Here is a 26,045-nt window from a genome sequence, read left to right as displayed (position 1 = left end):
GCTGTTCCTCAACAGAGGATGATTATAAATAACCAAGAGCCTATATTAATTTTTCCAAGATTCAGCCAAACCACGAGAAATTTTACTCACACTTCCCGCACCTTGCGCTAGAATTAAATCACCGTCTTGAATAATTTGATCAAGCACATCGCCTAATTGTGATGTATCAGAAACTAAAATTGGATCAACTTTTCCCAAATTACGAATAGAACGGCAAAGTGATTTACTATCCGCACCGACAATTGCGGCTTCTCCTGCTGCATAAACATCAAGCATAATTAACGCATCAACTTGAGAAAGTACCTGAACGAAATCATCAAATAAATCTCGAGTACGAGAATAACGATGAGGTTGGAAAATCATCACAATTCGTTTATCGCCCCATCCTTCTCGTGCAGCTTTAATGGTTACACCAACTTCTGTTGGGTGATGGCCATAATCATCTACTAAACGTACTTTTCCATTAGGGCGAATAAATTCACCTAATTGATCGAATCGGCGACCAGCCCCTTGGAAATCGGCTAATGCTTCTAAGATGGCTTCATTATCAATACCCTCTTCTTTCGCTACTGCCAATGCTGCCGTTGCATTTAAGGCATTATGTTTACCTGGCACATTTAATAATACATTGATACGTTCACCATTTGGACAAATCACTACATAATGCCCTTGGAAACCAGTCTGTTCATAATCTTCAATGCGATAATCCGCATGCTCACTGAATCCATAGGTAATTACTTGACGACCAACTTTTGGCACAAGTTCCATTAATACAGGATCATCTGCACACATCACGGCTAAACCATAGAATGGTAAATTATGTAGAAACTTCACATAGGTGGCTTTCATTTTCTCAAAATCGCCTTCATACGTATCCATATGATCTGGTTCCATATTAGTCACCACTGAAACCATAGGTTGCAAATGTAAAAATGAAGCATCACTTTCATCCGCCTCCGCAATTAAATAGCGACTCGCACCAAGATGAGCATTTTTACCCGCAGATTTTACCAATCCTCCATTTACAAAGGTTGGATCAAGTTTTGCCTGGGTATAAATCATGGAAATCATAGCAGTAGTAGTCGTCTTCCCGTGTGTTCCTGCAACAGCAATACCATGACGAAAACGCATAATTTCAGCTAGCATTTGTGCGCGTTGAATAACTGGGATACGTTTCTCCTTAGCAGCAATAAGCTCAGGATTATCTTCATGAATCGCACTTGACACAACAACAACGCTTGCGCCTTCTATATTCTCTGCGGCATGACCAATATAAATTTGCGCCCCAGCCTGCACTAAACGTTGAGTAACAACGCTATCGGCAATATCTGAACCAGAGATTTGATAGCCCTCATTTAATAAAATCTCAGCGATACCACTCATTCCCGCACCACCAATACCAATAAAATGGATTTGTTGTACACGGCGCATTTCAGGAATAATTTTTCTAATTTCTTCGTGGGAATGTTTCATTTATATTTCCTTTTTGACCTATTGGCAAAATACTAAAGTGCGGTTAAAAACTCACAATGTTTTTGTTATTACTTTGAATTTTCAATAATTACATCTGCAACTCGTTGCGCTGATAATGGTGTTGCCATTTCTTTTGCTTTGATTGCCATTTGCAATAAATTTTCACGTGAGAAATTTTTTAAATAGTTGACCAAAATATCAGGCGTTAAATCAACTTGCTCCACAATTTTTGCGGCACCAACATCAGCCAAATATTTAGCATTCAAATATTGCTGGCGATCTTTATGTTGGAAAGGTACAAAAATAGCTGCTGCACCAACTGCAGCAATTTCGCAAACCGTTAATGCACCTGAACGACAAATCACCACATCTGCCCAAGAATAAGCTTCTGCCATATCATCAATAAACTCTGTTATTTTAACTCGATGAGCATTTTCTGCATAAAGCGCTTTCACTTCATCTACTGCACCTTTCCCTACTTGATGGCGAATATCTAATTTATTCTCGAGTTTAGAGAAAACTTTTGGTAACGTATGATTCAATACCCTCGCCCCTTGGCTTCCCCCTAGCACTAAAACACGTAATTTATCTCCACGTTCAGAAAAACGAATTTCAGGATTGGACATCTGAAATAAATCTTGTCTAACAGGATTCCCAACAACCTCTGCATTTGGAAAAGCCATTGGAAAAGCCTGCAATACACGCTTCGCAATTTTAGCTAACCACTTATTCGTTAATCCCGCTATCGCATTTTGCTCATGCAAAATAACTGGTACACCACAAAGCTTCGCGGCAATACCACCAGGACCTGACACATACCCCCCCATACCAAGCACGGCATCAGGTTTCTCATGTTGAATAATTTTTTTTGCTTGTAGGATTGCACGTAAAATAGCAAAAGGTGCAGTAAGTAAGGCTTTTAAGCCTTTACCACGCAATCCTGAAATTTGAATAAAATAAATTGGAATACCGTACTTCGGTACAAGCTGGGCTTCCATCCTATCTTTTGTACCTAACCAACAAATATCCCATCCTTGTTTCTGTAAAGTTTGTGCGACAGCTATTGCTGGAAAAACATGTCCGCCAGTTCCACCGGCCATTACTAATAATTTTTTATTTTTCATCTTTATGTCTCTAATCATCACGCAAACGTGCTTGGCCAGCTCGGAGTAGGCGATTTTCATGATCTATACGTAATAAAATACCAATCGTTGCTGACATAATAATAATACTAGAGCCACCATAGCTGACAAGAGGGAAAGTTAAACCTTTAGTTGGTAACATGCCAAGAGCCATACCTAAATTAACAAAGCCTTGGAAGAAAATCCAAAAGCCAATACCCAACGCTAAAAATCCTCTAAAACGTTGTTCTAACATTAAAGACTCTTTACCAATCTTCAGGGCGCGAAAAACAAGTAAACCGAGCAAAATAACAACAATTAAAATGCCTATAAAGCCAAACTCTTCACCAATAATCGCCATGATAAAGTCAGTATGCGCTTCAGGTAAATAATCTAGTTTTTGAATTGAATTACCTAACCCTTCCCCCGTTATTTCTCCACGACCAAATGCCATAAGAGAGTTCGTTAATTGGAAGCCTGTACCATAAGGATCTTTAAAGGGTTCTAAAAAACCAGTAAATCGTTTTAAACGATAAGAGGCAGTCAATACAAGCCAAACGAATAAGATTCCACCTAATGCTATCAATCCTACAAACTGTAAAATTTTCGCACCTACGATAAAAAGCATCCCAGACATAATAATAAATAGCACGACTGTACTGCCTAAATCAGGTTGCAATAAAAGAAACCCACCGAGTACGAGCATAACAATAAGCGGTTTAAAAATACTAAGATGTTGTGAGCGCACTTCATCATAACGACGAGTAAAATAGCTTGCTAAAAAACAAGTCAAAGCTAATTTTGCAAATTCTGCTGGTTGGAAATTTAAGATACCTAGTGAAATCCAACGTTTTGCTCCATTAACCGATGTTCCAATAAGGGGAATGAGCAACAATAATATGACTGAGAATAAGAAAATTTTAGCGTGCCATTTTTCCCATTGAGAAGAAGAAATTTGCAATGAAATATAGCAAGTTAGCAAAGAAAGTAGCACATAAATAGCATCGCGTTTTGCAAAGTAAAAAGGATCATTAAATAAACGAGAGCTATAAGGAATAGATGCAGATGTTACTGCCACTAAACCAATTAAAAGCAAAATAACAAATAACCAAAATAGCGCACGATCATACAACAAACCTTGCGGTGTGATGCGTGTCCATTCATCGTAATTTTTTTTGATGTTTTGTAAAAATTCCATCTTATTTTTATTAATGACTAAATTAGGCTGAATACTGAGCTAAACGGGTAAATTCTTCACCGCGCTTTTCAAAAGAGGCAAACTGATCGAGGCTTGCACAAGCTGGCGACAATAATACCATATCTCCGCTTAGCAATGTTGGGCGTAAAAATGCTATCGCTTGCTCCATTGTATCGAACAAATAACTTTGCGATGAAAGCTTAGCGAGTTGTGCACCATCTCGACCAAAACAATAACAAATAATGTGTGGTTGATTAATTAAGTCAGCTAATTCTGAAAAATCAGCACCTTTTCCATCACCGCCTAACAACAAATGCAATTTGCCTTCCACATAAAGGCCTGCTAATGCGGCAACTGTACTCCCCACATTTGTTGCTTTAGAGTCATTAATCCAACGAATGCCATTAGCTTGATGCGCTAATTGAAAACGATGATCTAATCCTTTGAAATGACGAAGTGCGGTACGAATTGAATCTAAATTAATACCGACAGATTGTGCCAATGCCGTTGCTGCCAAAATGTTCATATAATTATGGCGACCGACTAATGTTGCTTCTTCACAAGGCAAAATTACTTCATCTTTTGCCATTAAATATTGCTTGCCGTTTTCCGTTTTTAGCCAATAATCTGCTGTCTTTTCCGCAAAAGAAACGGTTTGTTTCGCTTGATTTTCACCTTCACCAAAAGTCAGCGTATCCTCATTATTCAAAACGCCGACCTCAGCATTATGATAAATGCGTAATTTTGCTTGACGATAATCTTCTAAATCCACGTAGCGATCCATATGATCTTCAGTCACGTTCAAGACAGTTGCAGCCGCAGCTTTTAAGCTGTAAGTTGTTTCAAGTTGAAAACTAGACAGCTCTAATACATAAAGTTCACAATCTTCATTCAACAATGACAAAGCGGGAATCCCAATATTTCCACCCATACCAACTTTCACGCCAGCAGCTTTCGCCATTTCATAAACTAAAGTAGTAACAGTACTTTTTCCATTTGAACCTGTAATCCCTACAATTGGCTTTGTCGCCGCGCAGCAGAATAATTCAATATCACCGATTACTTCTACGCCGGCTTTAAGTGCGGTTTGAATTTCAGGTGTTTTTACCGCAAGCCCAGGACTAATAACAATCATATCGCTTTCAAGTAACCATTCCTGATTTAAACTACCAGTATGAAGAGGAATATTTTGAGGAAGTTTATCAACGCCAGTAGGATTTTTTCGGGTATCAATCACACGAATATTAGCCCGTTGGGATAAGAGATAATCCACGCAAGAAAGACCTGTTTTGCCAAGCCCGATGATAGTAATATTTTTGTTTTGATAGGCGTTCATTTTCTTTCTTCTTAATTGCTATAAATTTTAAAATTATATTATTGATGGAAATATAAATTTCCTTTACTAACGTAAAAAAGGTCGCTCTTTCAAAAATTGAAAGAGCGAACCTAGCTATATTTATTAACGCAACTTCAAGGTTACCAATCCCATCAACACTAACATTAAGGAAATAATCCAAAACCGAATAATAACTCTTGGCTCTGGCCATCCCTTCAATTCAAAATGGTGGTGAATCGGTGCCATTCTAAAAATGCGTTGTTTACGTAACTTATAAGAGCCCACTTGCAAAATAACAGAGAGCGCTTCAACAACAAATACCCCGCCCATTATCACAAGCAAAAATTCCTGACGAACAAGAATCGCTACTACACCAAGTGCTCCGCCTAACGCAAGGGAACCTACATCGCCCATAAAGACTTGTGCGGGATAAGTATTGAACCACAAGAATCCTAACCCTGCACCAACGATGGCGGTACAAAATACAACCACCTCAGAACTATATTTAATGTATGGGATGTGCAAGTATTCTGCGAAATTCACGTTACCCGTCGCCCATGCAATTAACGCAAATGCACCTGCGACAAGAGCCGTTGGCATAATCGCTAATCCATCCAAACCATCTGTTAAATTCACCGCATTACCCGTTCCAACAATCACAAAGTAAGACAACACAATATAGAACAAACCTAATTGAGGCATAATGTCTTTAAAGAATGGAATCACTAAACGAGTTGCATCAGTGTCGTGTCCAAGCCAATAAAGCCAAAGAATTGCCACTAATGCCACAATAGACATCCAAAAATATTTCCAACGAGCAATTAAACCATCTGTATTTTTACGGGTAATTTTACGGAAATCATCCACAAAACCAATTGCACCGTACCCAAATAATACAAATAAGCAAACCCAAATATAAGGATTCGTGAGATTTGCCCATAATAACGTACTTACGCCAATAGAGAATAAAATCATCACACCGCCCATAGTCGGTGTGCCTTTTTTTGCAAAGTGACTTTCAGGACCATCATTTCGGACTTCTTGGCCAAATTTTAAGATCTGTAACCGTTTGATCACTTTTGGACCAATCCAAAGCGAGATAAAAAGTGCGGTTAATAATGCAAGAATTGCACGGACGGTAATATAAGAAATCGCATTAAATGCGGTTTCATAACGAACAAGATATTCAGCAAGCCAGACTAACATTTAATTTTATCCTTTAATGAATAAATCACATCTTCCATTTTGATTGAGCGAGAGCCTTTTCCTAGCACCACGACTCTGTTATTTTGTTGTAATTGGGTTTCAATCAATGGCACAAGAAAATCAACCATTTCCACCTTATCAGTAAAATGCTTACCCAAAACAGCCTCTGAAATAGCCGCACTTTCGTTGCCATAAGAACAAACTAAATCTAAATTTGCCGAATTGGCATGTTGTCCTACTTCATGGTGAATAGCGAGAGAGTTTTCGCCTAACTCTTTCATATCGCCGACACACAAAATACGGAAAGCATCATAACTTTTTAAAACATCAATCGCAGCACACAGAGAATCTTTATTCGCATTATAAGTATCATCTAATAGCAATAAATTAGGCGTTACTTGAATCGGGAACAAGCGCCCTTTCACTTGTGAACGTTGTTCTAATCCAGCTTTTACATCTGTAAGAGTGGCGCCAACATTCATTGCAAGCGCGGTAGCAGCCAAGGCATTTTTTACATTATGTTCACCAAGGTAAGGCAAGTTAATCTCAATTTCACCTTGTGGGGAAATAAGTGTAAAAGTGGAGCCTTGAGCAGTATGATGAATATTTTTTGCAGAATAATCTTTACCGTTGAAATATTGAATCTCATGTTCACCGATTTCTTTTTGCCAAACATTTAAGTGATCATGTTCTGCGTTAATAATCGCCACACCATTCGATGTTAAACCACGATAAATTTCACCTTTAGCTTGTGCTACGCCCTCTAAAGAGCCAAAGCCCTCTAAATGCGCGGGCGCAATATTATTAATCAATGCTGCATCAGGTTGAGCTAATTTTGTAGTGTAATCAATTTCACCTTGATGATTGGCACCAAGTTCGATCACAGCGAAACGATGTTTTTCTGTTAAGCGAAGAAGGGTTAAAGGCACACCAATATCGTTATTAAAATTACCATTGGTAAAAAGTACAGCGTCTGAATCACCCGCAGTATGTTGCAAAATACTCGCCGTCATTTCTTTTACCGTGGTTTTACCAGAAGACCCGGTCATCGCAACAGTACGCGGATTAATTTTCTCGCGTAACCATTTTGCAAGTTCTCCCAGAGCAATTCGAGTATCCTTAACCACCAGTTGTGGAATAGAAATGGAAGAATTTTCTTGCTGAACAACAACGGCTACCGCACCTTGTGCTACCGCTTGTTCAAGATATTGGTGAGCATCAAACTTTTCGCCCTTCAACGCAAAAAATAAACTATTTGATACACTTTTTCGGGTATCTGTATTAATTTCTTCAACTTGCACATTTTTATCGCTAATTAATTTAGCTTGAAGAATCTGTGCTAATTGTTCAATAGAGAGTTTAATCATAATTTAATTGTTATTATTTTAAAAAATCATGAGCAATTTCTTGGTCTGAAAAATGCACGATTTCAGTGCCAATAATTTGATAATTTTCATGGCCTTTGCCAGCAATTAAAATCACATCATTTTCAACCGCACTTTCAATCGCAAACTGAATAGCCTGTTCACGATCAGGAATAATGCCTACTTTATCCATATTTTTAAAGCCAGCGACAATATCTGATTCAATTTGGCTTTGTGATTCTGTTCGAGGATTATCTTTCGTCACAATAACCTTTTCTGCAAACTGCTCTGCGACTTGTGCCATTAATGGACGTTTGCCTCTATCGCGGTCTCCACCACAGCCAAAAATACACCATAACTCACCTTGGCAATGTTCACGCGCTGCCATCAAGGCTTTTTCTAGTGCGTCAGGTGTATGCGCATAATCTACAATAACTGTTGGTTTATTTGGATATTGAATCATTTCCATTCTTCCACATACTCCTTTCAAAGATTTCGCCGTAGCGAGTAAATTTTCCAATGGGTAACCAAATGATAATAATGTGGTCATCACTAATAACAAATTGCTTACATTGAAAGCACCGATTAATGGACTATGCAATACGCCATTACCCCAGCTAGATTCAAAAGTAATATCAGCGCCTTTAGCATGATAGTGAATATTTATTGCCTTCATCCATTGATGTGAGTTTGATTGAAAATCAGCGCTCGTACTTACCGCAATAGCATCAGGTAATTCACTTAACCATTGGCTTCCAATCTCATCATCAGCATTAATCACTTTAATTTGCGTATCTAATTCAGTGAACAAGCGTTTTTTAGCGGAAGCATAATTTTCCATTGTTTGATGATAATCAAGATGATCACGAGTTAGATTTGTAAAAATAGCGGCCTTAAAATGTAATGCTTCTACTCGATATTGGGCTAAACCATGTGATGAAACCTCAATTGCAGCGAAATCGGCTCCATCTTGTCTAAATTTGGCAAGGGAAGACTGAAGTTCTACCGCAGACCCTGTCGTATTCTTAGCCTCAACTACGGCACCTAAAAGTCCATTACCAATTGTTCCCATTACTGCTGCACGATGGCCTAATAGCTCCGCCCATTGTGCTAATAATTGAGAAATAGTAGTCTTGCCATTTGTCCCAGTTACGCCAACAAGAGTTAATTTCTTAGAAGGCGAATCATAAAAAATATCTGCCAACAACGAAAGATGGCGTGCAAGTTGATAAAACTTAACTACTGGCACATTCCCAATAAATGTTACTGTTAAATGCTCGCTAGATAATTCTGTCTCAGAAATTACCGCAGTTGCACCAAAGTGAATAGCCGAATCAATAAATTGATTTCCATCGACTTGATGTCCTTTTATTGCGACAAAAAGATCCCCTGTTTTAACTTCACGGCTATCCAATACCATATTATGGAGTTCTATCTCATCCTTTAATTCAGGTAAATCAAAAAGTGCGGTGAGTTTTTTCATTATGTTTCCTTAATTCATTTTTTCATTCTTACGCTCACCAACATATACAATGCGTTTCGCACTTTTCATTGTTTTTTCTGTTGGTTCCGCATCTTGTGGAATTCCGTTAGCACGTAATGCATAACCCATAATACTAGAGAACACAGGAGCAGAAACCGCACCACCATAATATTCCCCAGCTTTTGGATCGTTAATCAAAATGACTAAGGCATAACGTGGATCACTAATTGGTGCAATCCCCGCTGTGAATGCAACATATTTATTCACATAATGGCCATTCTCTAATTTACGTGCTGTACCCGTTTTTACACCAACACGATATCCTTCAACCATCGCTCGCTTATTTTTAATCGCTACTTTTTCTAAAATACCGACAATATCCTTCGTGATTTTTTCAGAAAAAACTCGTTTCCCAATTACAGGTGGATCAACTTTTGTAATAGAGAGTGGACGATAAATACCGAAGCTACCAAGCGTTGCATAAGCCCTAGCTATTTGGAGTGGTGTTGCAGTAATACCATAACCATAAGAAACCGTTGCACGTTCAATATCCGCCCAACGTTTACGATTGGCATTTAAAATCCCTGCCTGTTCACCAATCAATCCCAAATCTGTCGACTTACCTAAACCTGCATTTTGATAGGTTTCCATCAAGGCACTTGGGGGCATACGTAACGCAAGGCGACTTACACCACGGTTACTTGAATTAATTAATATTTCATCTAATGTTTGTTGCGCACGTGGTGCTACGTCTACAATTTCTTTTCCACTTACTGTAAAAGACCCCGTATTAATAACCTCATCGCGACGAACTACACCACGTTGAAGTGCAGTTAACACAACCAAAGGCTTTACAGTAGAACCTGGCTCAAAGGTATCCGTAATAGCACGATTACGCATTAATTCTGATTTAACGCCAACACGATTATTCGGGTTATAGGATGGCGCAGTAGCCATGGCTAATACTTCTCCTGTACGAACATCAACTAATACAGCCGTACCTGATTCAGCATTATTTTCTGATACCGCTTTTTTAATTTCACGATACACCATAGATTGTAATTTTTCATCAATACTTAACGTAACATCTTGCGCATCATATTTTTTTTCATCGGAAATGTGTTCAACAATGTTACCTCGCTTATCTTTACGTACTGTGCGTGAACCATCTTTCCCCACAAGCATGGTATTAAAACTTTTCTCTATCCCTTCTATACCATTCCCATCAATATCAGTATAACCGACTAAATGTGCAGCTTCTTCTACACGTGGATAAAAACGACGATGTTCAGTTTCTAAGAAAACGCCTTTAACGTTTAATTTTTTAATATAATCTGCTTTATTTGACTCTACTTGACGAGCCAAATACAAATAACCTGATTTTGAATTTTTCTCAATTTTTTTAATCAAGTCATTGCTACTCATTCCTATCTCTTGCGCTAATGCATTAATACGCTCTTTATCCGCTAAAGCATCTTCTTTTAACATCGTTTTGGGATCAGCTACTATTGCACTCATCGGAACACTTACCGATAATAATTGCCCATTACGATCTAAAATTGAACCACGCACTGAAAGAATTTCATCTTTACGTAACGAACGTTTATCTGCCTCGCCAGATAGGGTATCAGCATTAATAGATTGGACATAACCAGCGCGAGCTACCAATGCACACAAACCAAGAAAAACAAAAAATACCGAAATAATATAACGTCCACGCATAAAACATTTATCAAATACCATTTTCGGTTTGTTATGTTTCACGGCTTCAGGTGCGGTTAATTTTCTAATTATTTTTTTAGACTTATTTGATTTACGAGAAGAATTGAATTTAACCATCTTTTTACCTATTATTCTCTAATCTCAACTTCTTGTTCTGTCGTTAAAGGTTTCATTTTTAAAGTACCTACAGCAATAGATTCTACTCTTGTGCTATCCCCTTCAGTCGCTTCCTGCACCTGTAAATTTCGATATTCATTTTCAAGCGCTTGCCTTTGTAAAATAAGTGCACCATTTTCAGAAATTAACTGACGTGTTTTATGCGTCACCCAAATAGCGCCCATTGCTGATACCAAAATTGCTATTAATAAGAAAACAATTAACTTATTTGAAGAAAACAAATCTTCAACCAAAATCTGCTGTAACGGATAACGAGGTTTATTATTTTCAGACATCACTAAATTCTCTCCGCCACACGCAATACCGCACTTCTTGAACGAGGATTTGCTTGAATTTCTGCATCACTTGATTGAATTGCTTTACCAATTACTTTTAATTTCTGATTACGTTGAATTTGGTCTTCTCGCAATGGTAAACCTTTAGGGATATCCTCACCTTTACTTTGTTTTTTCATAAAATGTTTCACCATTCTATCTTCTAAAGAATGGAAACTAATGATTGATAAACGACCTTCTGGCGCTAGCATGTCTAAAGCAGAATTAAGTACACTTTCCAATTCATCTAATTCTGCATTGATGAAAATACGAATAGCTTGGAAACTGCGAGTCGCAGGATGTTTATGTTTATCTTTGAAAGGTACCGCTTGTGAAATAAGCTCAGCTAATTGACTAGTGCGCGATAAAAATTCGGTGCCATTTTTTGCCGCACTTTTGTTGTAATCAACAATAGCAGTCGCAATACGTTTAGCGAAACGCTCTTCACCAAAAGTTTTCAAAACCCAAGTTAAATCCTCAACCGATACTTGTTTTAACCATTCTGCTGCTGATAAACCTTGAGTCGTGTCCATACGCATATCAAGCGGGCCATCTTTCATAAAACTAAAACCACGCTCTGCTTCATCAAGCTGTGGGGATGACACGCCAAGATCAAGCAAAATGCCGTCAATTTTGCCAACCAAATTTAATTTTTCACAAATTTCAGGAATATGGGAAAAGCTGTTGTGTTCAATCTGAAAACGTGAATCTTGAATCTTTTGAGCTTCAGCAATGGCTCTAGGATCTCGGTCAACTCCAATGAGGCGACCATTCGGGGATAATTTAGAAAGGATTAAGCGAGAATGTCCACCACGGCCAAAAGTACCGTCAATATAAATTCCATTTTCCTTCAATGCCAAGCCATTCACGGCTTCATGAAGTAAAACTGTGATATGTTCAGGTGAAGAAAAGGAATTTTCGGTATCCATAAATACAATATAAAAATAAAAAACGGTGAATCATTTTCTATAATGAGAAATCTTTCAGAGCCTCAGACGCAAAGTCTGCACTTGAACCAATTTCCATATCTTCCTCAATTTGGGCATGCCATTCTACAGCACTCCAAATTTCAAATTTATTAAGTTGTCCTACCAACATTAAACCTTTTTCTAATTTTGCATGTTGGCGTAATGGTCCGCTAAGCAAAATACGGCCCTGAGCATCCATCTCACATTCAGTGGCGTAACCAAGCATTACTCGTTGCAAACGGCGTTGGGTAGGATCAAAGTTAGAAAGTGCGAGAAGTTTTTGTTCGATTTTTTCCCATTCATCAAGGGGGTAAAGTAAAAGGCAGGGTTGACGAATATCCACAGTACAAACCATTTGCCCTTGATTCTTTTCAAGAATTTCAGAGCGATAGCGGGTTGGGATCGCTACGCGTCCCTTAGAATCTAAATTAACCGCTGTTGCACCACGAAACATATTACGCCTTCAAAATTAAACTTATTTTTAGGAATTTTTCTAAAAATCTCCACAAAACACCACTTTTCTCCACACCTGCGTAAGTTTATAATTTGTTTGCTTAAGTTGCAAGCGATTAATAGAGGAAGATTTAATAAGATCAAGAGTTATCTTAGAGAATAAAAAATAGCCTGTGAATTTTCATTCACAGGCTATTTTTTACAGAATTAAAGTGTATTACCAAGTATAACCAATACTTGCCCCAGCGCCGGCATCTCCACTTGAGTTAATAGAAAGATTGGCTTTCATACCAACTCGTCCATTATCAGATAAACGAGAATACCCTACTGCAACGGCATTTTGTCCTTTAAAAGAACCAAGCCCAGCAGAAATCGTTTTTTTACCTGGAATAGTATTTTGATACAAACTACCAATTGCAATCGCACCCGCAATACCTGCACGCAATTCTTTATTCATTTTTTGCATATCATGATTGATTTGCGCAATTGCATTACGGTTTTGCTGAATTTCACGACTATGATTATGTACGGTGTTCTCAATGGTATCAACACGCTCTTTTAACTTCGTATTAGCATTAAGACTATCCACAAATTGTTGTTCTGTTTTGCCAGTGTTGCCATTGTCTCTCCAGATCTCATAAGCAGATTTACCGTTTTTACCGTCCTTAATCTTCGTACTAGTTTTGGTATTATCACTATTGGTAACTTCAAGCGTATGCGTGCCATCGCTGTTATTGGTTACAGTTGCTTTAACTGATTTGCCATTTGCACCTTTTAAGGAATCAGCAAACTCTTTTGGTAATTTGTTTTCATTACCTGGAATTTCTTTCCATGTATCGAAAGCAGATTTGCCATCTGCACCTTTTAAGGAATCTGCAAACTCTTGTGCTGATTTGTTTTCATTACCTGGAATTTCTTTCCATGTATCGAAAGCAGATTTGCCATCTTTGCCGTCTGCACCTTTTAAAGAATCTGCAAACTCTTGTGCTGATTTGTTCTCATTACCTGGAATTTCTTTCCATGTATCGAAAGCAGATTTGCCATCTGCACCTTTTAAGGAATCAGCAAACTCTTGTGCCGATTTGTTTTCATTACCTGGTATTTCTTTCCATGTATCGAAAGCAGATTTGCCATCTGCACCTTTATCTCCTTTAAAAGAAGGATCATTTTTAAGACTATCTTTATCTAGACTAACAATTTTTTTATTATTTTCTGTTGTTGTCTTCAACCCATTTTGGAATTCATATAATTCATTAAAAATAGTTCCAAAATTATTTTTAGTTACAACTTCATTTCCATCAAAACTTAATTTCCCATCATTATCAACGGTTAATACTTTTGGAGTTCCATTACCTAATTTAATACTAGAGAAAGTCGGTTCTTTTAGCATGCCTATACGCAACGTACCACCATCATTAAATGTAATTAAATTATCTGATGAATATGTAGCAGCATTCCCTGAACCATACACTGTACCTGATTTACCTTGAATAGGTAAAATACCACCGATCTGTTTTTTAATGATCTTAGCTTTCATATTGTCGCTAGAATCATCCTTATTATAATCATTGGCAGAAAATTGAATACCTGTTACAGCTAAGGATTTTAACTGCGCCACATTCACTGCATCTGTATCTTCACTTCCCGCTGCCACGTTAATAATCTGGCGGGTCAGCCCCATCGCATCATCACCTACAGAAACAGCTGCAGCTGTAGCTGACCAAATTGAAACTAATTTATTACGTTCTGGAACTTTATTTACTATTTCTTGGAACTTACTATCAATTTCAACTTTTTTAGTATTAAGACGTTTCTCAATTTCATTTTTTTGAGAATCGTATTCCTGTTTTTTTATTGTATATTGCTGCTTTATATCATCAGCTGCATCTGGTGAAGGTTCAGTAGGTTCTGTAAGTTGATTTAATTCATCCTTAATGGCTATATATTCTTCTTCAAGATTTTTTCTTTCATTATTTAATCTATATAAATCAGCTGAAAGTGATAAATACTTAGCCTTTTGTTCATCAGTAAGAACAATAGAATTTTTATTTGTTGTATTATCTATCCTAACAAATTGATTAGATGGATCATAACCCAATGTTTTATTATCTGTTAATTCTCTACTGCTAACGGAGGAACTACCTAACGCAACAGAATTTTCAACAATAGCCTCACTATTGTAACCAATAGCAAGCGCGCCATCTTTATTTGTCAAAGATTTATAACCTAATGCAGTTGCATATTGCCCACTTACATTACTAGCAGCACCAATAGCTGTAGTAAAGTTTCCACGAGCAATTGAAGCTGATCCTATCGCTGTGCCAAAATTATTGTGAGCTATACCACCTACAGCAATATCTTGATGTCCATGAGCTTTTGCAAGACTGCCAATTGCAATAGAATAGCCGTATCTATTTTGCTTAAGAGGATGAGTAAGAGAATAGTCATCAGCCTTACTTATATGATGCCCTCCAGAAGTACCTCCTTGGCTTGGTGCATTTACAGTATCACCTATATAAGCCAAACTTCCCACTGCAACAGAGTATTGCCCTAAAGATTTTGCGGCCCCACCAAATGCAGAGGAATATTCACCTGATACTTGAGCTTGTTCCCCAACAGCAAGCCCTCCAACATCATTTGCAATAGCTCCACTACCTAAAGCCATTGTAAAATCCTTCTTAGCAGTTGCCTCATTACCTAATGCTATTGATTGAACTCCAGTAGATTGAGATTGAGGACCAATAGCTTGACTATTTTTACCTGAAGCTAAAGAATTTAATCCTGTTGCAAAAGAATTTACTCCCGTGGCATTAGACATAATACCAATAGCTGTTCCTTGTACACCTGCATTTGTTTTATATCCAATAGCAACACCTGCATTTCCTGCAGCTGCTTTGTAACCAATTGCTACAGATACGCTCCCAACTGTTGAGCCTTCTCCAATTCTAATTTTGTTTGAATTATTAATTTGATCGTTTAATACTGATACTTTATTTTTCAATTCCTCAAAATTTCTATCTGATACAACTGCAAAAACTGGAGATGTAAAAGCATTTAATATGCTTAGTGTAAGTATCGAATAAACTAAAGAATTTGGAGATAAATATTGGGGTGCTTGCTTGCTTGCTTGCTTGCTTGCTTGCTTGCTTGCTTGCTTGCTTGCTTGTCAAATGTTCGCATAGATTAAAATCCTCGATTATAGAAATTTTCAAATTCTCCGATCATTCAATCTTCAAAACAAGTAAAGAAATGTAAAGAAATGTAAAGAAATGTAAAGAAATGTAAAATTTATAGATAAAAAACCGTTTGAATATTACTCCAAACGGTTTTATAAAATGAGATTTAATGAATTAGTTATTCACATAAGCTTCTTCGTCACGGTCACCGAATGGTTTAAGTAACGTAAAGAATAATATGATACATACTACTGTTGTTACCAAACCTAAATACACTGATAATTGATAATCTAAGTGGAAACCAATTGGATTGTAATATAAATAAGTTGCACACACAGTGGTAATAAACCAAGCCGGAATAGATGCAACCCAATGGAATTTATGATAACGATATAAATATGCAGCTGCTGTCCATAACATTACCATTGCTGTCATTTGGTTTGCCCAAGTGAAATAACGCCATAATACGCTAAAATCAATGGTTGAAACAAAATAGCCTAATACGAATAGTGGTACAGCAATTAATAAACGTTTAGGTAATGAACGTTGGTCGATATGGAAAATTTCCGCTAATTGTAAACGAGCTGCACGGAATGCGGTATCGCCAGAAGTAATAGGTAAAACCACTACACCTAACACAGCAAAGATACCGCCGATAAAACCTAAGAAGTGTAATGAACTATCATATACAACTTTAGATGGTGAACCCGCTGTAATTGCATCTTGTAATGCTTGTGGGTTTTCATAGAATGCAAGACCAACCATACACCAGATTAGCGCAATTACACCTTCAGCAATCATTGCACCGTAAAAGATAAAACGACCTTCTTTTTCATTTTCAGCACAACGCGCCATTAAAGGAGTTTGAGTTGCATGGAAACCAGATAATGCACCACAAGAAATAGTTAAGAACAACAATGGCCAAATTGGAACATCACCCTTCACTTGGAAGTTTTGTGTGAATTTCTCTAAAGTTAAACCTTGACCATCTGCATTGATAGTACGGAAGAACTCAATAGGATCAACAGCACTAAAGTGTGCAGAAACTAAGCCATACACCATACCCACAGACATAAATAGCAATAATGCGCCAAAGAGCGGATAGATTCGACCAATAATTTTATCGATTGGCAATAAAGTCGCAAGAATATAGTAAGCAAAAATAATAATCGTCCAAATTGCAACAACCGTTGCTTTATCCATTCCCCATACTTTGATACCGCCCGCTTCAACTGCATGATGAACAGCCTCAGCATCACCTAATTGTAACGCGCCTTGAGATGCGCCCAATAAGTCCATGGTAATCGTACCCATTAATTGAGCTGGGCTTGATACAAACACAACACCTACTAATAATAAAAGTACAAGTGCTAATGTGTTAATAAATACTTTTACAGGACGACCTAAGAATTTACCAGCTAAATGTGGCATAGTTGCACCGCCATGACGGATACTCAACATACCACAGAAATAGTCATGTACTGCACCGGCAAAAATACAACCGATTACAATCCAAAGCATTGCCACTGGTCCGTATAAAGCACCAAGAATTGGACCAAAAATAGGACCAGTTCCAGCAATGTTTAATAATTGAATTAACCAAATTTTGGTTTTTGACATTGGCATATAATCCACGCCATCATTCACCTGATAAGCAGGGGTCTGACGTTGTGGATTAATCACAAAGATTTTTTCGATAATTTTTCCATAAACAAAGTAACCAAGAATCAAAATGGCTACACAAAAGAAAAACCACAACATAGAAAATACTCCTCAAAAGATGGGTAATAATATTTAGATATACTCTAAATTAGCGGCCGTATTCTATGTCAAATTGATAGAAATCAAAAATTGAATTTAAGAGTTTTTTTTAAATTTGTGACTTTTATCACATTTATTAATAACACTATTTACATTAAAAGAATAAAACAGATTGATACTCTCAAAGTTAAATACATCCTCCACAGCTCCCGCAGCGCCAATCGGCCTGATTTACTGCTTGATAAAATGCTCTCATTATATTTTCCTCTAAAGGAATATTATGCTCAATAAATACATCAGAAAGCCATTCAATATTTTCAACAATCCAATCATCTTCACCCAATCCCTCACGATAAAGCTCATCTTCAGGATCCATAAAATTATAAATATTTTCTGTTCCCATATCTTTATCTTGGCGCTCTCGAGGTAACACGACAGGTAAACCAAGATATTTAATTTCCCAATGTCCTAAACATAATGTATGTCCCTTAGATGACCAGTTAACTTGGAATGGATTATTATTCATGTTGAATTTTTATAAAAAAAGTTGAAATGTGTAATGAGTATAGAATGAAGTAAAGAAAATTCCCATACTAAGTACCGGGTATTATTTCAACTAAAATTCACTTATAAATGACACTTAGGCTAATATTTTTGCCCAAAACAAAGTGCGGTTAAAAATATGTCTTTTTTAACCGCACTTTTATCTTCTGAAATTATCGTTTAAACATTCCGCCTAAACCACCAAGACCGCCTAAGCCTCCGCCCATTAAGCCTTGCATTCCACGCATCATTTTAGCCATGCCGCCTTTACGCATTTTCTTCATCATACGTTGCATTTCATCGAATTGTTTAAGTAATTTATTGACATCTTGCACTTGAGTGCCAGAGCCTAATGCAATACGACGACGGCGAGATCCTTTGATAATATCTGGGTTGGCACGTTCTTTTAAGGTCATGGAGTTAATGATCGCTTCCATTTTGACAAACATTTTGTCATCCACTTGATTTTTAACGTGATCAGGCAAATTTTTTGCACCTGGTAATTTCTCAAGCATGGACATCATGCCGCCCATTTTTTTCATCTCCATAAGCTGCTCGCGGAAATCATCTAAAGTGAAATCATCGCCTTTCTTGAATTTCTGCGCCATTTTTTCTGCTTTTTCACGGTCAACAGAACGTTCAAGATCTTCAATAAGGGAAAGTACATCGCCCATGCCCAAAATACGGGAAGCGACACGGTCTGGATGGAACGGCTCAAGCGCTTCTGTTTTCTCGCCCACACCCAAGAATTTGATTGGTTTACCTGTGATTTGACGAATTGATAACGCCGCACCACCGCGCGCATCACCGTCCACTTTCGTCAAAATAACACCGGTAAGCGGCAATGCTTCATTAAAGGCTTTTGCCGTATTGGCGGCATCTTGACCAGTCATCGCATCTACGGTGAAAAGGGTTTCGATTGGATTTAACGCTGCATGGACTTGCTTGATTTCATCCATCATTTCCGTATCAACATGTAGGCGACCTGCCGTATCCACAATCAACACATCGTAGAATTTAAGTTTTGCATCAGCAAGTGCCGATTTAGCAATATCAACTGGATTTTGTTTAACATCCGATGGGAAAAAATCCACGCCAACAGATTGCGCCAAGGTTTCAAGTTGCTTAATCGCAGCAGGGCGATATACGTCAGCAGAAACAACTAACACTTTCTTTTTATGGCGTTCACGCAAAAATTTTGCCAATTTACCTACGCTGGTGGTTTTACCCGCACCTTGTAAACCCGCCATTAAGATAACCGCTGGTGGTTGGGTTGCAAGATTTAAACTCTCATTCGCTTCGCCCATGGCTTTTTTAAGCTCACGCTGAACAATTTTTAAGAACTCTTGCCCTGGCGTTAAACTTTTATTGACTTCTTCCCCAAGCGCGCTTTCTTTTACTTTTGCGATAAATTCACGCACCACAGGCAATGCAACATCTGCTTCAAGTAATGCCATACGCACTTCACGTAAGGTGTCTTTAATATTATCTTCCGTTAAACGGCCTTTTCCCGTGATATTGCGTAAAGTTTTAGAAAGGCGATCCGATAAATTATCAAACATGACTCGTAATCCTGTTTTTTTCTAAAAAAATTGCCTTGATTATACCGAAATTTAGGCGTTTTTCATCATTTCAAATAAATTTATAGCGAATTGTGTATGAGAACGATAAAATACGAACCATTCCCAAACAGAGAAAAAAATTATGTGGTTTGCTATTTTTTCGATTTTATTTTATCTAATTAGTGTGTTGATGATCGCTCCTTTACTTACGTCCGTAGAAAACACACAACATTCTCCGAAAAAAACACCGTTGTTTTTTACCGCACTTTTTGCGATAGCACTACACGTTATTACGCTTTGCCCTTCCTTGAAGGAATTAGCTGAAGAGCATACATTCACATTAATTCAAATTAGTTCATTAATGAGTGTTAGCATCTCTGCCCTTGCAGTATTTGCTATTTTATCAGTGAATTCTATCTGGTTCGTTTTACCTATCGTCTTTGCCTTTTCAATTTTTAACTTAATTTTGTCAACATTTATACCAAGTCATTTTATTCAATTACTCAATCAAGATTCTGCGATGTTATTTCATATAGGCTTATCAATATTTACTTATGCCGTATGCTTTATTGCCATGCTTTATGCAATCCAACTCAACTGGATTGATCGTTCATTAAAAGCCAAAAAAACCAACTTTTCTCCGATTATACCTTCTTTAATGACCGTAGAACGTCATTTTGCAAGGGTATTTGCTTTTGGTGAATTATTATTAACACTGACATTAATTTCAGGTATTTATCATTCTATCAATGCATTAACTGCGGAAAATATTCACAAAGCACTATTTTCATTTTTTGCTTGGATTGTCTTTGGCATCGCACTTTTTGGTCATTGGAAAAAAGGATGGCATGGAAAAAGGATGATAATTTATGCAATTTCAGGTATTATCTTACTCACGATTGCTTATTTTGGCAGTCGGCTGATTTAAAAATAAGGGCGAATTCAAGTTCGCCTTTATTATTCCATAGGGCATAACTTATTACATAAACTTAATTAACTCGACTAATTTATGCTTTAATAAATTACACCCTATGATGTGATTAACGAATAAAAGGATTTTCCCTTGGACAGTATTCCCCTTAGTACTTTATTTATTATTCTCATTATCTGTTTAGTGTTATCTGCCTATTTTTCCGGATCAGAAACCGGACTACTCTCTCTCAATAAATATCGTCTTCGTTTTCTATCCGAACAAGGCAATAAAGGCGCACAAAAAGCAGAAAAACTACTCGAAAAGCCAGATACCTTATTAAGCTTTATTCTTATTTTTAATAACCTTGTGAATATCAGCGCATCGGCAATTGCGACCATGATTGGTATGCGTTTATACGGTGATGCAGGGGTGGCGATTGCAACGGGTTTGCTCACTTTCGTGATGCTTGTCTTTTCTGAAATTTTTCCTAAAACGGTGGCAGCAATGCACGCGGAAAAAGTCGGTTTTGTTTCCAGCCATATTTTGACGGTATTACTTAAAATCTTCTATCCACTAGTTTGGTTGATGAATATTTTTACCAAATCATTAATGCATTTGGTGGGATTAAAACCCGATATGCAAAAACAAGTAATTAGCCGTGAGGAACTTCGCAGTATCGTATCAGAAGCGGGCGAAGCCACACCTGATGAACAACATCCACAAATGTTGCTTTCTATTTTAGATATGGAAACCGTCACCGTTGATGACATTATGGTTCCACGCAACGAAATTGGCGGCATTGATATTGATGATGACTGGAAAGCCATTATGCGCCAGCTCAATCACGCAGCACACAACCGCGTGGTGCTTTACAAAGGCAGCCTTGATGAACAAGTGCTTGGCATTTTGCGCGTGCGTGAAGCATTCCGCTTACTGCTTGAAAAAAATGAATTTACCAAAGAAACCTTAATTCGTGCCGCTGATGAAGTGTATTTCATTCCTGAAAGCACGCCATTAAAAACGCAACTTGCGAATTTCCGTGCAAATAAAGAACGCATTGGCTTAGTTGTAGATGAATACGGCGATATTAAAGGGCTTGTGACGTTGGAAGATATTTTGGAAGAAATCGTTGGCGATTTTACCACTTCCACCGCCCCGAGTATTGATGAGGAAGTAACGCAACAATCTGATGGTTCCATGATTATCGATGGCTCTGCCAACCTACGCGATCTCAACAAAATGTTTAACTGGGAATTGGATACAGAAGATGCCCGTACGTTTAATGGTTTAATCCTAGAACACTTAGAAGAAATTCCCGATGAAGGCACGGTTTGCGAAATTGATGGCTTGCAAATTACCATTCTTGAAGTGGGTGATAATATGATTAAACAAGCGAAAGTCGTCAAACTTTAATCATAAAAAACTCTAACAAATTGAACCGCACTTTTGACTTGGATCATAAGTGCGGTTCTTTTTTTGCGCATTTTTTAGAAAACATTTTTATAATTATTTATAGGTACATTTTGATAAAAGAAGAAAGATATGGAACACGAATATCAACGTGAGGTGACTCGCGTGTGCGTACAAACGGCACTACTCTTGTTACAACATGGGGCAGAAAGTACCGTGGTGGTGCAAATGGCGCAGCGTTTAGGCATCGCACTTGGCGTAGAAAGTGTAGAATGTGCGCTCACGGCAAATGCGGTGGTGCTGACGACCTTATCAGATAATCATTGCATTACCACCGCACGAAAAAATACAGATAAAGGCATTAATATGCAAATGGTCACAGATGTTCAGCGCATTGTAATTGCCGTTGAGCATCATTTGTATGACTTAGAAATCGCACAAAGAAAATTGGATCAATTAAAACCGCTTAAATATAACCGATGGTTAGTGGTGTTTATGATTGGCTTATCTTGTGCGGCATTCGCCCATTTATCGGGTGGCGATTGGATAATTTGTGGCATCACCTTTGTGGCGGCAGCCATCGCCATGTTTGTGCGACAAGAATTTTCTAAACGGCACTATAATCCTCTAATTGTCTTTTCCATCACCTCTTTTGTCGCCTCGCTGATTTCTGGCGTGAGCTTAAAATATAACTTAGGTAATGATCCTCAAATTGCTTTAGCGTCTAGTGTGTTATTACTTGTGCCGGGGTTTCCGCTGATTAATTCTTTGGCGGATATATTAAAAGGTTATGTCAATATGGGATTAGGCCGTTGGACGATTGCCACTATTCTCACTTTTGGCGCATGTCTTGGCATTGTATTCGCTTTAAGCGTATTACATATTACAACTTGGGGGCATTAAAATGTTATTAGATATCACAATATTTATATTGAAATTACTTGATGATATGTTATTTGCCGCCATTCCAGCAGTGGGCTTTGCTTTAGTATTTAATGTACCGCCAAAAGCCTTAAAATATTGCGCAATTTTAGCCGCACTTGGGCATGTGACACGCACATTATTACTGCATATTAATATGCCTATTGTATTTGCCACCTTCTTTGCCACTTGCGTAATTGGATTTTTAGGCGTGCATCTTTCCCATCGTTATTTAGCCCATCCCAAAGCATTCACCGTTGCCGCAATTATCCCCATGATCCCTGGTGTTCATGCTTATAAAGCAATGATTTCAATGGTACAAATTCATCATTTCGGCTTTTCCGATGCTTTATTTGAACAGATGATTAGTTCCTTTATTAATACTAGTTTTATCCTAGGTGCAATAGTATTTGGATTAGCTTTACCGGGCTTATTGTTTTATCGACAAAAACCTGTTGTGTAAATAAATTGTTATTTTCACCCGCAATTAAATGTTTATTTAATAATCAAAAATAAGCATTTTTGATCTATATCAAATGTAAGAATATTTTGAATACATTCTTTTTGATTTATTCCCAAAAAAATAAAAATATTTGTTGGAGATAAATATTAATCAGGCATATAATAGCTTAGGAATTATTCGTAATTCTATCAAATCTTAAACAACGTCTCGAAATGGTAAGCCGTAACATCCATTTCTCATCATATAAATAAATTATCTACGGAAAGAATAATATGAACAAAATCTATAAGGTTCTTTGGAATCATGCTGCCCAAAATTGGGTGGTCACCTCTGAATTGGCTCGTGGAAACGTTAAATCTTCCACCAGCCAACTCACAAATCAACTTACCGATCAACCAACCAGCCAACTGAAAAAAAGCTTTACAATAGCCACACTAAGTGCGGTCATTATTGCGAGTTTATTCTCTACGTCGGCTATGGCTGAGACAATGAACCGAAATGGGTGGGATGAAGCTGACGCCAGTACGGTTGTAATTGGTGAACAAAACGATGCCTCTGGTCCTGATGGTGGAGCATCAGCTCGCACGGGTGGTTCAACTACCGATGGGAGAATAACTGGTGTTCATCACTCTATCGCTATTGGTGGTAAAGCAACAGTAACTAAACAAAATGCTCTAGCGATTGGTTATAATGCCAAAGTTACTGTAAACTCAAACAGTAGCAAAGGGAGCGTAGCATTAGGTGCCCATTCACAAGTTAGTGGTGTACATACACAAGCAGATTCTCAATCAATCCACATTGGTGGTAAAGATTACAACTTTGCAGGGAACGCAACTACAAATACATCTGTTCTTTCTATTGGTTCAGGTACAGCTGTCAGAGATTGGAACGGACGCAGAAGCGATGGTTCAGGCCATATGATAGATACTTATGAGCGATGGAATACTGATCGCTACAACGTTCGCCAAATTCAAAACGTAGCGGCAGGTCGTGTGACAGCAAGCTCAACCGATGGAATCAACGGATCTCAACTTTACGCTGTAGTACAAGCGGTTAATGACTTGTCGTCAAAAAATACTGCCTATGGTTGGAAAGTAACATCTGAAGGTGGAACAGGCTCAGGTGAACAACCCGTTAACAACGGCGAGACTGTTAGCTTTGCTGCTGGCAAAAACATGACAATTACGCAAGCTGGAAAAAAATTCACCTATGCGACCGCAGATGACGTTACCTTCAATAAAGTAACTGTTGGTGGCAATGAATTTACTACGAATGGCTTAACCATTGGAAATGGTGGCCCAAGTATGACCCAAACAGGGATCAATGCAGGTAATAAACAAATTACCAATGTAGCAAATGGTACCAATAATAATGATGCGGTGAACGTATCCCAATTAAATGCAGCTAAAAGCAATGTTGCGGCAGGCACAAATGTTGCTAACGTAACAACTACAACTAATGCGGATAAAAGCAAAACTTACACCGTAAATGCGATTGGCACAAACGTAACTTCTAATAATAATTTAATTACTGCAAATAAAACAGCTACGGCGGATAAAAACAATAACCAAACCAATACTTATACCATTGGTTTAAAAACCAAAAATGTAACAGCGAATAAAGATTCCGGCAAATATGATGAAATACCAGCAACCTAAGGAGATGGTGTTGTTACCGCGAAGGCTTTATTAGAGGCACTAAAAAAAGCTGGCTGGAAATTACAAGCTAACGGTGTGGGTAATACGATAATTAAAGCTGGTGATGTGGTTAATTTTGTTAATGGTACGGGAACTACTGCATCAGTAACCCCATCAAATAAAGGGAATTCCATTAAATTTAATATTAACACATCAAATTTAACAGTATCCAAAGCAGACACCACTACAGGTACTATTTCTGCCGATAAAGCTGGTGATTATTTTGCTAACGCAACAAGTGTTGCCACTGCAATTAATAGCGCGTTCTGGAGAGCTACGGCAGCTGGTGCTGGTGGCGGAACTCGCGTAGAACAACCAATCCACGCTGGAGATTTAGTTACATTTAAAGGTGGCGATGGTATTAAAGTTGATCAAGATAAGGGAACTTTCACCTTTAGCCTTGATAAAGACTACATTAAAAAACACCCTGAATTTAAAGGCCCTAAAGGGGATAAAGGTGCACAGGGGGCTCCTGGTGCAACGGGTCAAAATGGTAGAGACGGTCTAACACCTACTGTAAAAACTCAAGACAATAACGATGGTACGCATACCGTCACGATTACTACTGGTAATAATACATCCAAATTTATCGTAAAAGATGGTGCTAAGGGTGCTCAAGGTCCTCAAGGACGTGATGGAGCACAAGGACCTGCAGGCCGCGACGGTAAAGATGTCTTAAACGGCAAAGTAGATCCAACAACCGAAGGTAAAGACGGCGATAAATACGTCAATACTGAAACCGGTGACGTCTTCGTTAAGAATAACAACACATGGGGCAAAGAAG

At 37.9% G+C, this 26,045-nt stretch carries 21 protein-coding genes; 6 read left to right on the top strand and 15 right to left on the bottom strand.

The genetic code is table 11. The annotated features are described in order from the left end of the window. Positions 1 to 45: 45 nt before the first annotated feature. From murC to ffh, 15 genes are all read right to left on the bottom strand, one after another. Positions 46 to 1,473 carry a UDP-N-acetylmuramate--L-alanine ligase gene (gene murC / locus FE813_RS08795; protein WP_139990265.1) on the bottom strand — a complete coding sequence of 476 codons (1,428 nt, stop codon included), beginning with the start codon at positions 1,471 to 1,473 and terminating at the stop codon, positions 46 to 48. A 68-nt stretch (positions 1,474 to 1,541) separates the two neighbouring features. Then, positions 1,542 to 2,597: an undecaprenyldiphospho-muramoylpentapeptide beta-N-acetylglucosaminyltransferase gene (murG, locus tag FE813_RS08790; RefSeq protein ID WP_139990264.1), complete on the bottom strand. Its 1,056-nt coding sequence runs from the start codon at positions 2,595 to 2,597 to the stop codon at positions 1,542 to 1,544. 10 nt (positions 2,598 to 2,607) lie between these two features. Next, positions 2,608 to 3,792, bottom strand: a complete 1,185-nt coding sequence (gene ftsW / locus FE813_RS08785) for a putative lipid II flippase FtsW (protein WP_111696564.1) — start codon at positions 3,790 to 3,792, stop codon at positions 2,608 to 2,610. A 22-nt stretch (positions 3,793 to 3,814) separates the two neighbouring features. Beyond that, positions 3,815 to 5,128, bottom strand: a complete 1,314-nt coding sequence (murD, locus tag FE813_RS08780) for a UDP-N-acetylmuramoyl-L-alanine--D-glutamate ligase (protein ID WP_005637661.1) — start codon at positions 5,126 to 5,128, stop codon at positions 3,815 to 3,817. A gap of 123 nt (positions 5,129 to 5,251) precedes the next feature. Beyond that, positions 5,252 to 6,334, bottom strand: a complete 1,083-nt coding sequence (gene mraY / locus FE813_RS08775; RefSeq protein ID WP_005635017.1) for a phospho-N-acetylmuramoyl-pentapeptide-transferase — start codon at positions 6,332 to 6,334, stop codon at positions 5,252 to 5,254. Next, positions 6,328 to 7,701 carry a UDP-N-acetylmuramoyl-tripeptide--D-alanyl-D-alanine ligase gene (gene murF / locus FE813_RS08770; RefSeq protein WP_139990263.1) on the bottom strand — a complete coding sequence of 458 codons (1,374 nt, stop codon included), beginning with the start codon at positions 7,699 to 7,701 and terminating at the stop codon, positions 6,328 to 6,330. The genes mraY and murF overlap by 7 nt, the downstream gene beginning before the upstream one ends. 13 nt (positions 7,702 to 7,714) lie before the next feature. Next, positions 7,715 to 9,181: a UDP-N-acetylmuramoyl-L-alanyl-D-glutamate--2,6-diaminopimelate ligase gene (gene murE, locus FE813_RS08765; protein ID WP_139990262.1), complete on the bottom strand. Its 1,467-nt coding sequence runs from the start codon at positions 9,179 to 9,181 to the stop codon at positions 7,715 to 7,717. 9 nt (positions 9,182 to 9,190) lie between these two features. Further along, on the bottom strand, positions 9,191 to 11,020 hold the full coding sequence (locus tag FE813_RS08760; RefSeq protein ID WP_139990261.1) for a penicillin-binding transpeptidase domain-containing protein: 1,830 nt from the start codon (positions 11,018 to 11,020) through the stop codon (positions 9,191 to 9,193). A gap of 11 nt (positions 11,021 to 11,031) precedes the next feature. Then, positions 11,032 to 11,355, bottom strand: a complete 324-nt coding sequence (gene ftsL / locus FE813_RS08755; protein WP_048954129.1) for a cell division protein FtsL — start codon at positions 11,353 to 11,355, stop codon at positions 11,032 to 11,034. A 2-nt stretch (positions 11,356 to 11,357) separates the two neighbouring features. Beyond that, positions 11,358 to 12,323 (bottom strand): 16S rRNA (cytosine(1402)-N(4))-methyltransferase RsmH, encoded by a 966-nt coding sequence (gene rsmH, locus FE813_RS08750; protein WP_139990260.1) that lies wholly within the window; start codon positions 12,321 to 12,323, stop codon positions 11,358 to 11,360. Positions 12,324 to 12,360: 37 nt separating this feature from the next. Continuing rightward, on the bottom strand, positions 12,361 to 12,816 hold the full coding sequence (mraZ, locus tag FE813_RS08745; protein WP_139990259.1) for a division/cell wall cluster transcriptional repressor MraZ: 456 nt from the start codon (positions 12,814 to 12,816) through the stop codon (positions 12,361 to 12,363). 216 nt (positions 12,817 to 13,032) lie between these two features. Continuing rightward, positions 13,033 to 15,816, bottom strand: a complete 2,784-nt coding sequence (locus FE813_RS08740; protein WP_139990258.1) for a YadA-like family protein — start codon at positions 15,814 to 15,816, stop codon at positions 13,033 to 13,035. A gap of 349 nt (positions 15,817 to 16,165) precedes the next feature. Further along, positions 16,166 to 17,752 (bottom strand): carbon starvation CstA family protein, encoded by a 1,587-nt coding sequence (locus FE813_RS08735; RefSeq protein WP_139990257.1) that lies wholly within the window; start codon positions 17,750 to 17,752, stop codon positions 16,166 to 16,168. Positions 17,753 to 17,939: 187 nt separating this feature from the next. Beyond that, positions 17,940 to 18,278, bottom strand: a complete 339-nt coding sequence (locus tag FE813_RS08730; protein WP_048954133.1) for a PM0253 family protein — start codon at positions 18,276 to 18,278, stop codon at positions 17,940 to 17,942. A gap of 190 nt (positions 18,279 to 18,468) precedes the next feature. Further along, positions 18,469 to 19,857: a signal recognition particle protein gene (ffh, locus tag FE813_RS08725; RefSeq protein ID WP_139990256.1), complete on the bottom strand. Its 1,389-nt coding sequence runs from the start codon at positions 19,855 to 19,857 to the stop codon at positions 18,469 to 18,471. Between the two features lie 142 nt (positions 19,858 to 19,999). Here ffh and FE813_RS08720 point away from each other — a divergent pair, with 142 nt between their 5' ends. From FE813_RS08720 to FE813_RS10565, 6 genes are all read left to right on the top strand, one after another. Beyond that, positions 20,000 to 20,785 carry a cytochrome C assembly family protein gene (locus FE813_RS08720; RefSeq protein WP_139990255.1) on the top strand — a complete coding sequence of 262 codons (786 nt, stop codon included), beginning with the start codon at positions 20,000 to 20,002 and terminating at the stop codon, positions 20,783 to 20,785. 135 nt (positions 20,786 to 20,920) lie between these two features. Then, positions 20,921 to 22,183 (top strand): HlyC/CorC family transporter, encoded by a 1,263-nt coding sequence (locus tag FE813_RS08715; protein ID WP_005626318.1) that lies wholly within the window; start codon positions 20,921 to 20,923, stop codon positions 22,181 to 22,183. A 129-nt stretch (positions 22,184 to 22,312) separates the two neighbouring features. Then, positions 22,313 to 23,083 (top strand): threonine/serine exporter family protein, encoded by a 771-nt coding sequence (locus FE813_RS08710; RefSeq protein ID WP_139990254.1) that lies wholly within the window; start codon positions 22,313 to 22,315, stop codon positions 23,081 to 23,083. Between the two features lies 1 nt (position 23,084). Further along, positions 23,085 to 23,564 (top strand): threonine/serine exporter family protein, encoded by a 480-nt coding sequence (locus FE813_RS08705; RefSeq protein WP_005628250.1) that lies wholly within the window; start codon positions 23,085 to 23,087, stop codon positions 23,562 to 23,564. A gap of 272 nt (positions 23,565 to 23,836) precedes the next feature. After that, positions 23,837 to 25,222, top strand: coding sequence for an ESPR domain-containing protein (locus tag FE813_RS08700; protein WP_139990253.1), 1,386 nt, complete (start codon positions 23,837 to 23,839; stop codon positions 25,220 to 25,222). A gap of 75 nt (positions 25,223 to 25,297) precedes the next feature. Further along, the coding region (locus FE813_RS10565; RefSeq protein ID WP_444546726.1) for a collagen-flanked surface repeat-containing protein at positions 25,298 to 26,045 on the top strand (748 nt) is incomplete at its 3' end.

The organism is Haemophilus seminalis, assembly GCF_006384255.1.
Taxonomy (GTDB): domain Bacteria; phylum Pseudomonadota; class Gammaproteobacteria; order Enterobacterales; family Pasteurellaceae; genus Haemophilus; species Haemophilus seminalis.
Note: the sequence above shows the minus strand (reverse complement) of the source record. Positions and strands in the feature narration are given on the sequence as shown.

Excerpts from the sequence above, each read along its gene's own strand:
- FE813_RS08730 (WP_048954133.1), bottom strand. The coding sequence starts at position 18,278 with ATGAATAATAATCCATTCCAAGTTAACTGGTCATCTAAGGGACATACA.
- ffh (WP_139990256.1), bottom strand. The coding sequence starts at position 19,857 with ATGTTTGATAATTTATCGGATCGCCTTTCTAAAACTTTACGCAATATC.
- FE813_RS08710 (WP_139990254.1), top strand. The coding sequence starts at position 22,313 with ATGGAACACGAATATCAACGTGAGGTGACTCGCGTGTGCGTACAAACG.
- FE813_RS08760 (WP_139990261.1), bottom strand. The coding sequence starts at position 11,020 with ATGGTTAAATTCAATTCTTCTCGTAAATCAAATAAGTCTAAAAAAATA.
- murD (WP_005637661.1), bottom strand. The coding sequence starts at position 5,128 with ATGAACGCCTATCAAAACAAAAATATTACTATCATCGGGCTTGGCAAA.
- murF (WP_139990263.1), bottom strand. The coding sequence starts at position 7,701 with ATGATTAAACTCTCTATTGAACAATTAGCACAGATTCTTCAAGCTAAA.
- ftsL (WP_048954129.1), bottom strand. The coding sequence starts at position 11,355 with ATGTCTGAAAATAATAAACCTCGTTATCCGTTACAGCAGATTTTGGTT.
- mraZ (WP_139990259.1), bottom strand. The coding sequence starts at position 12,816 with ATGTTTCGTGGTGCAACAGCGGTTAATTTAGATTCTAAGGGACGCGTA.
- ftsW (WP_111696564.1), bottom strand. The coding sequence starts at position 3,792 with ATGGAATTTTTACAAAACATCAAAAAAAATTACGATGAATGGACACGC.
- murE (WP_139990262.1), bottom strand. The coding sequence starts at position 9,181 with ATGAAAAAACTCACCGCACTTTTTGATTTACCTGAATTAAAGGATGAG.
- rsmH (WP_139990260.1), bottom strand. The coding sequence starts at position 12,323 with ATGGATACCGAAAATTCCTTTTCTTCACCTGAACATATCACAGTTTTA.
- FE813_RS08700 (WP_139990253.1), top strand. The coding sequence starts at position 23,837 with ATGAACAAAATCTATAAGGTTCTTTGGAATCATGCTGCCCAAAATTGG.
- mraY (WP_005635017.1), bottom strand. The coding sequence starts at position 6,334 with ATGTTAGTCTGGCTTGCTGAATATCTTGTTCGTTATGAAACCGCATTT.
- FE813_RS08735 (WP_139990257.1), bottom strand. The coding sequence starts at position 17,752 with ATGTTGTGGTTTTTCTTTTGTGTAGCCATTTTGATTCTTGGTTACTTT.
- murC (WP_139990265.1), bottom strand. The coding sequence starts at position 1,473 with ATGAAACATTCCCACGAAGAAATTAGAAAAATTATTCCTGAAATGCGC.
- murG (WP_139990264.1), bottom strand. The coding sequence starts at position 2,597 with ATGAAAAATAAAAAATTATTAGTAATGGCCGGTGGAACTGGCGGACAT.
- FE813_RS08705 (WP_005628250.1), top strand. The coding sequence starts at position 23,085 with ATGTTATTAGATATCACAATATTTATATTGAAATTACTTGATGATATG.
- FE813_RS08720 (WP_139990255.1), top strand. The coding sequence starts at position 20,000 with ATGTGGTTTGCTATTTTTTCGATTTTATTTTATCTAATTAGTGTGTTG.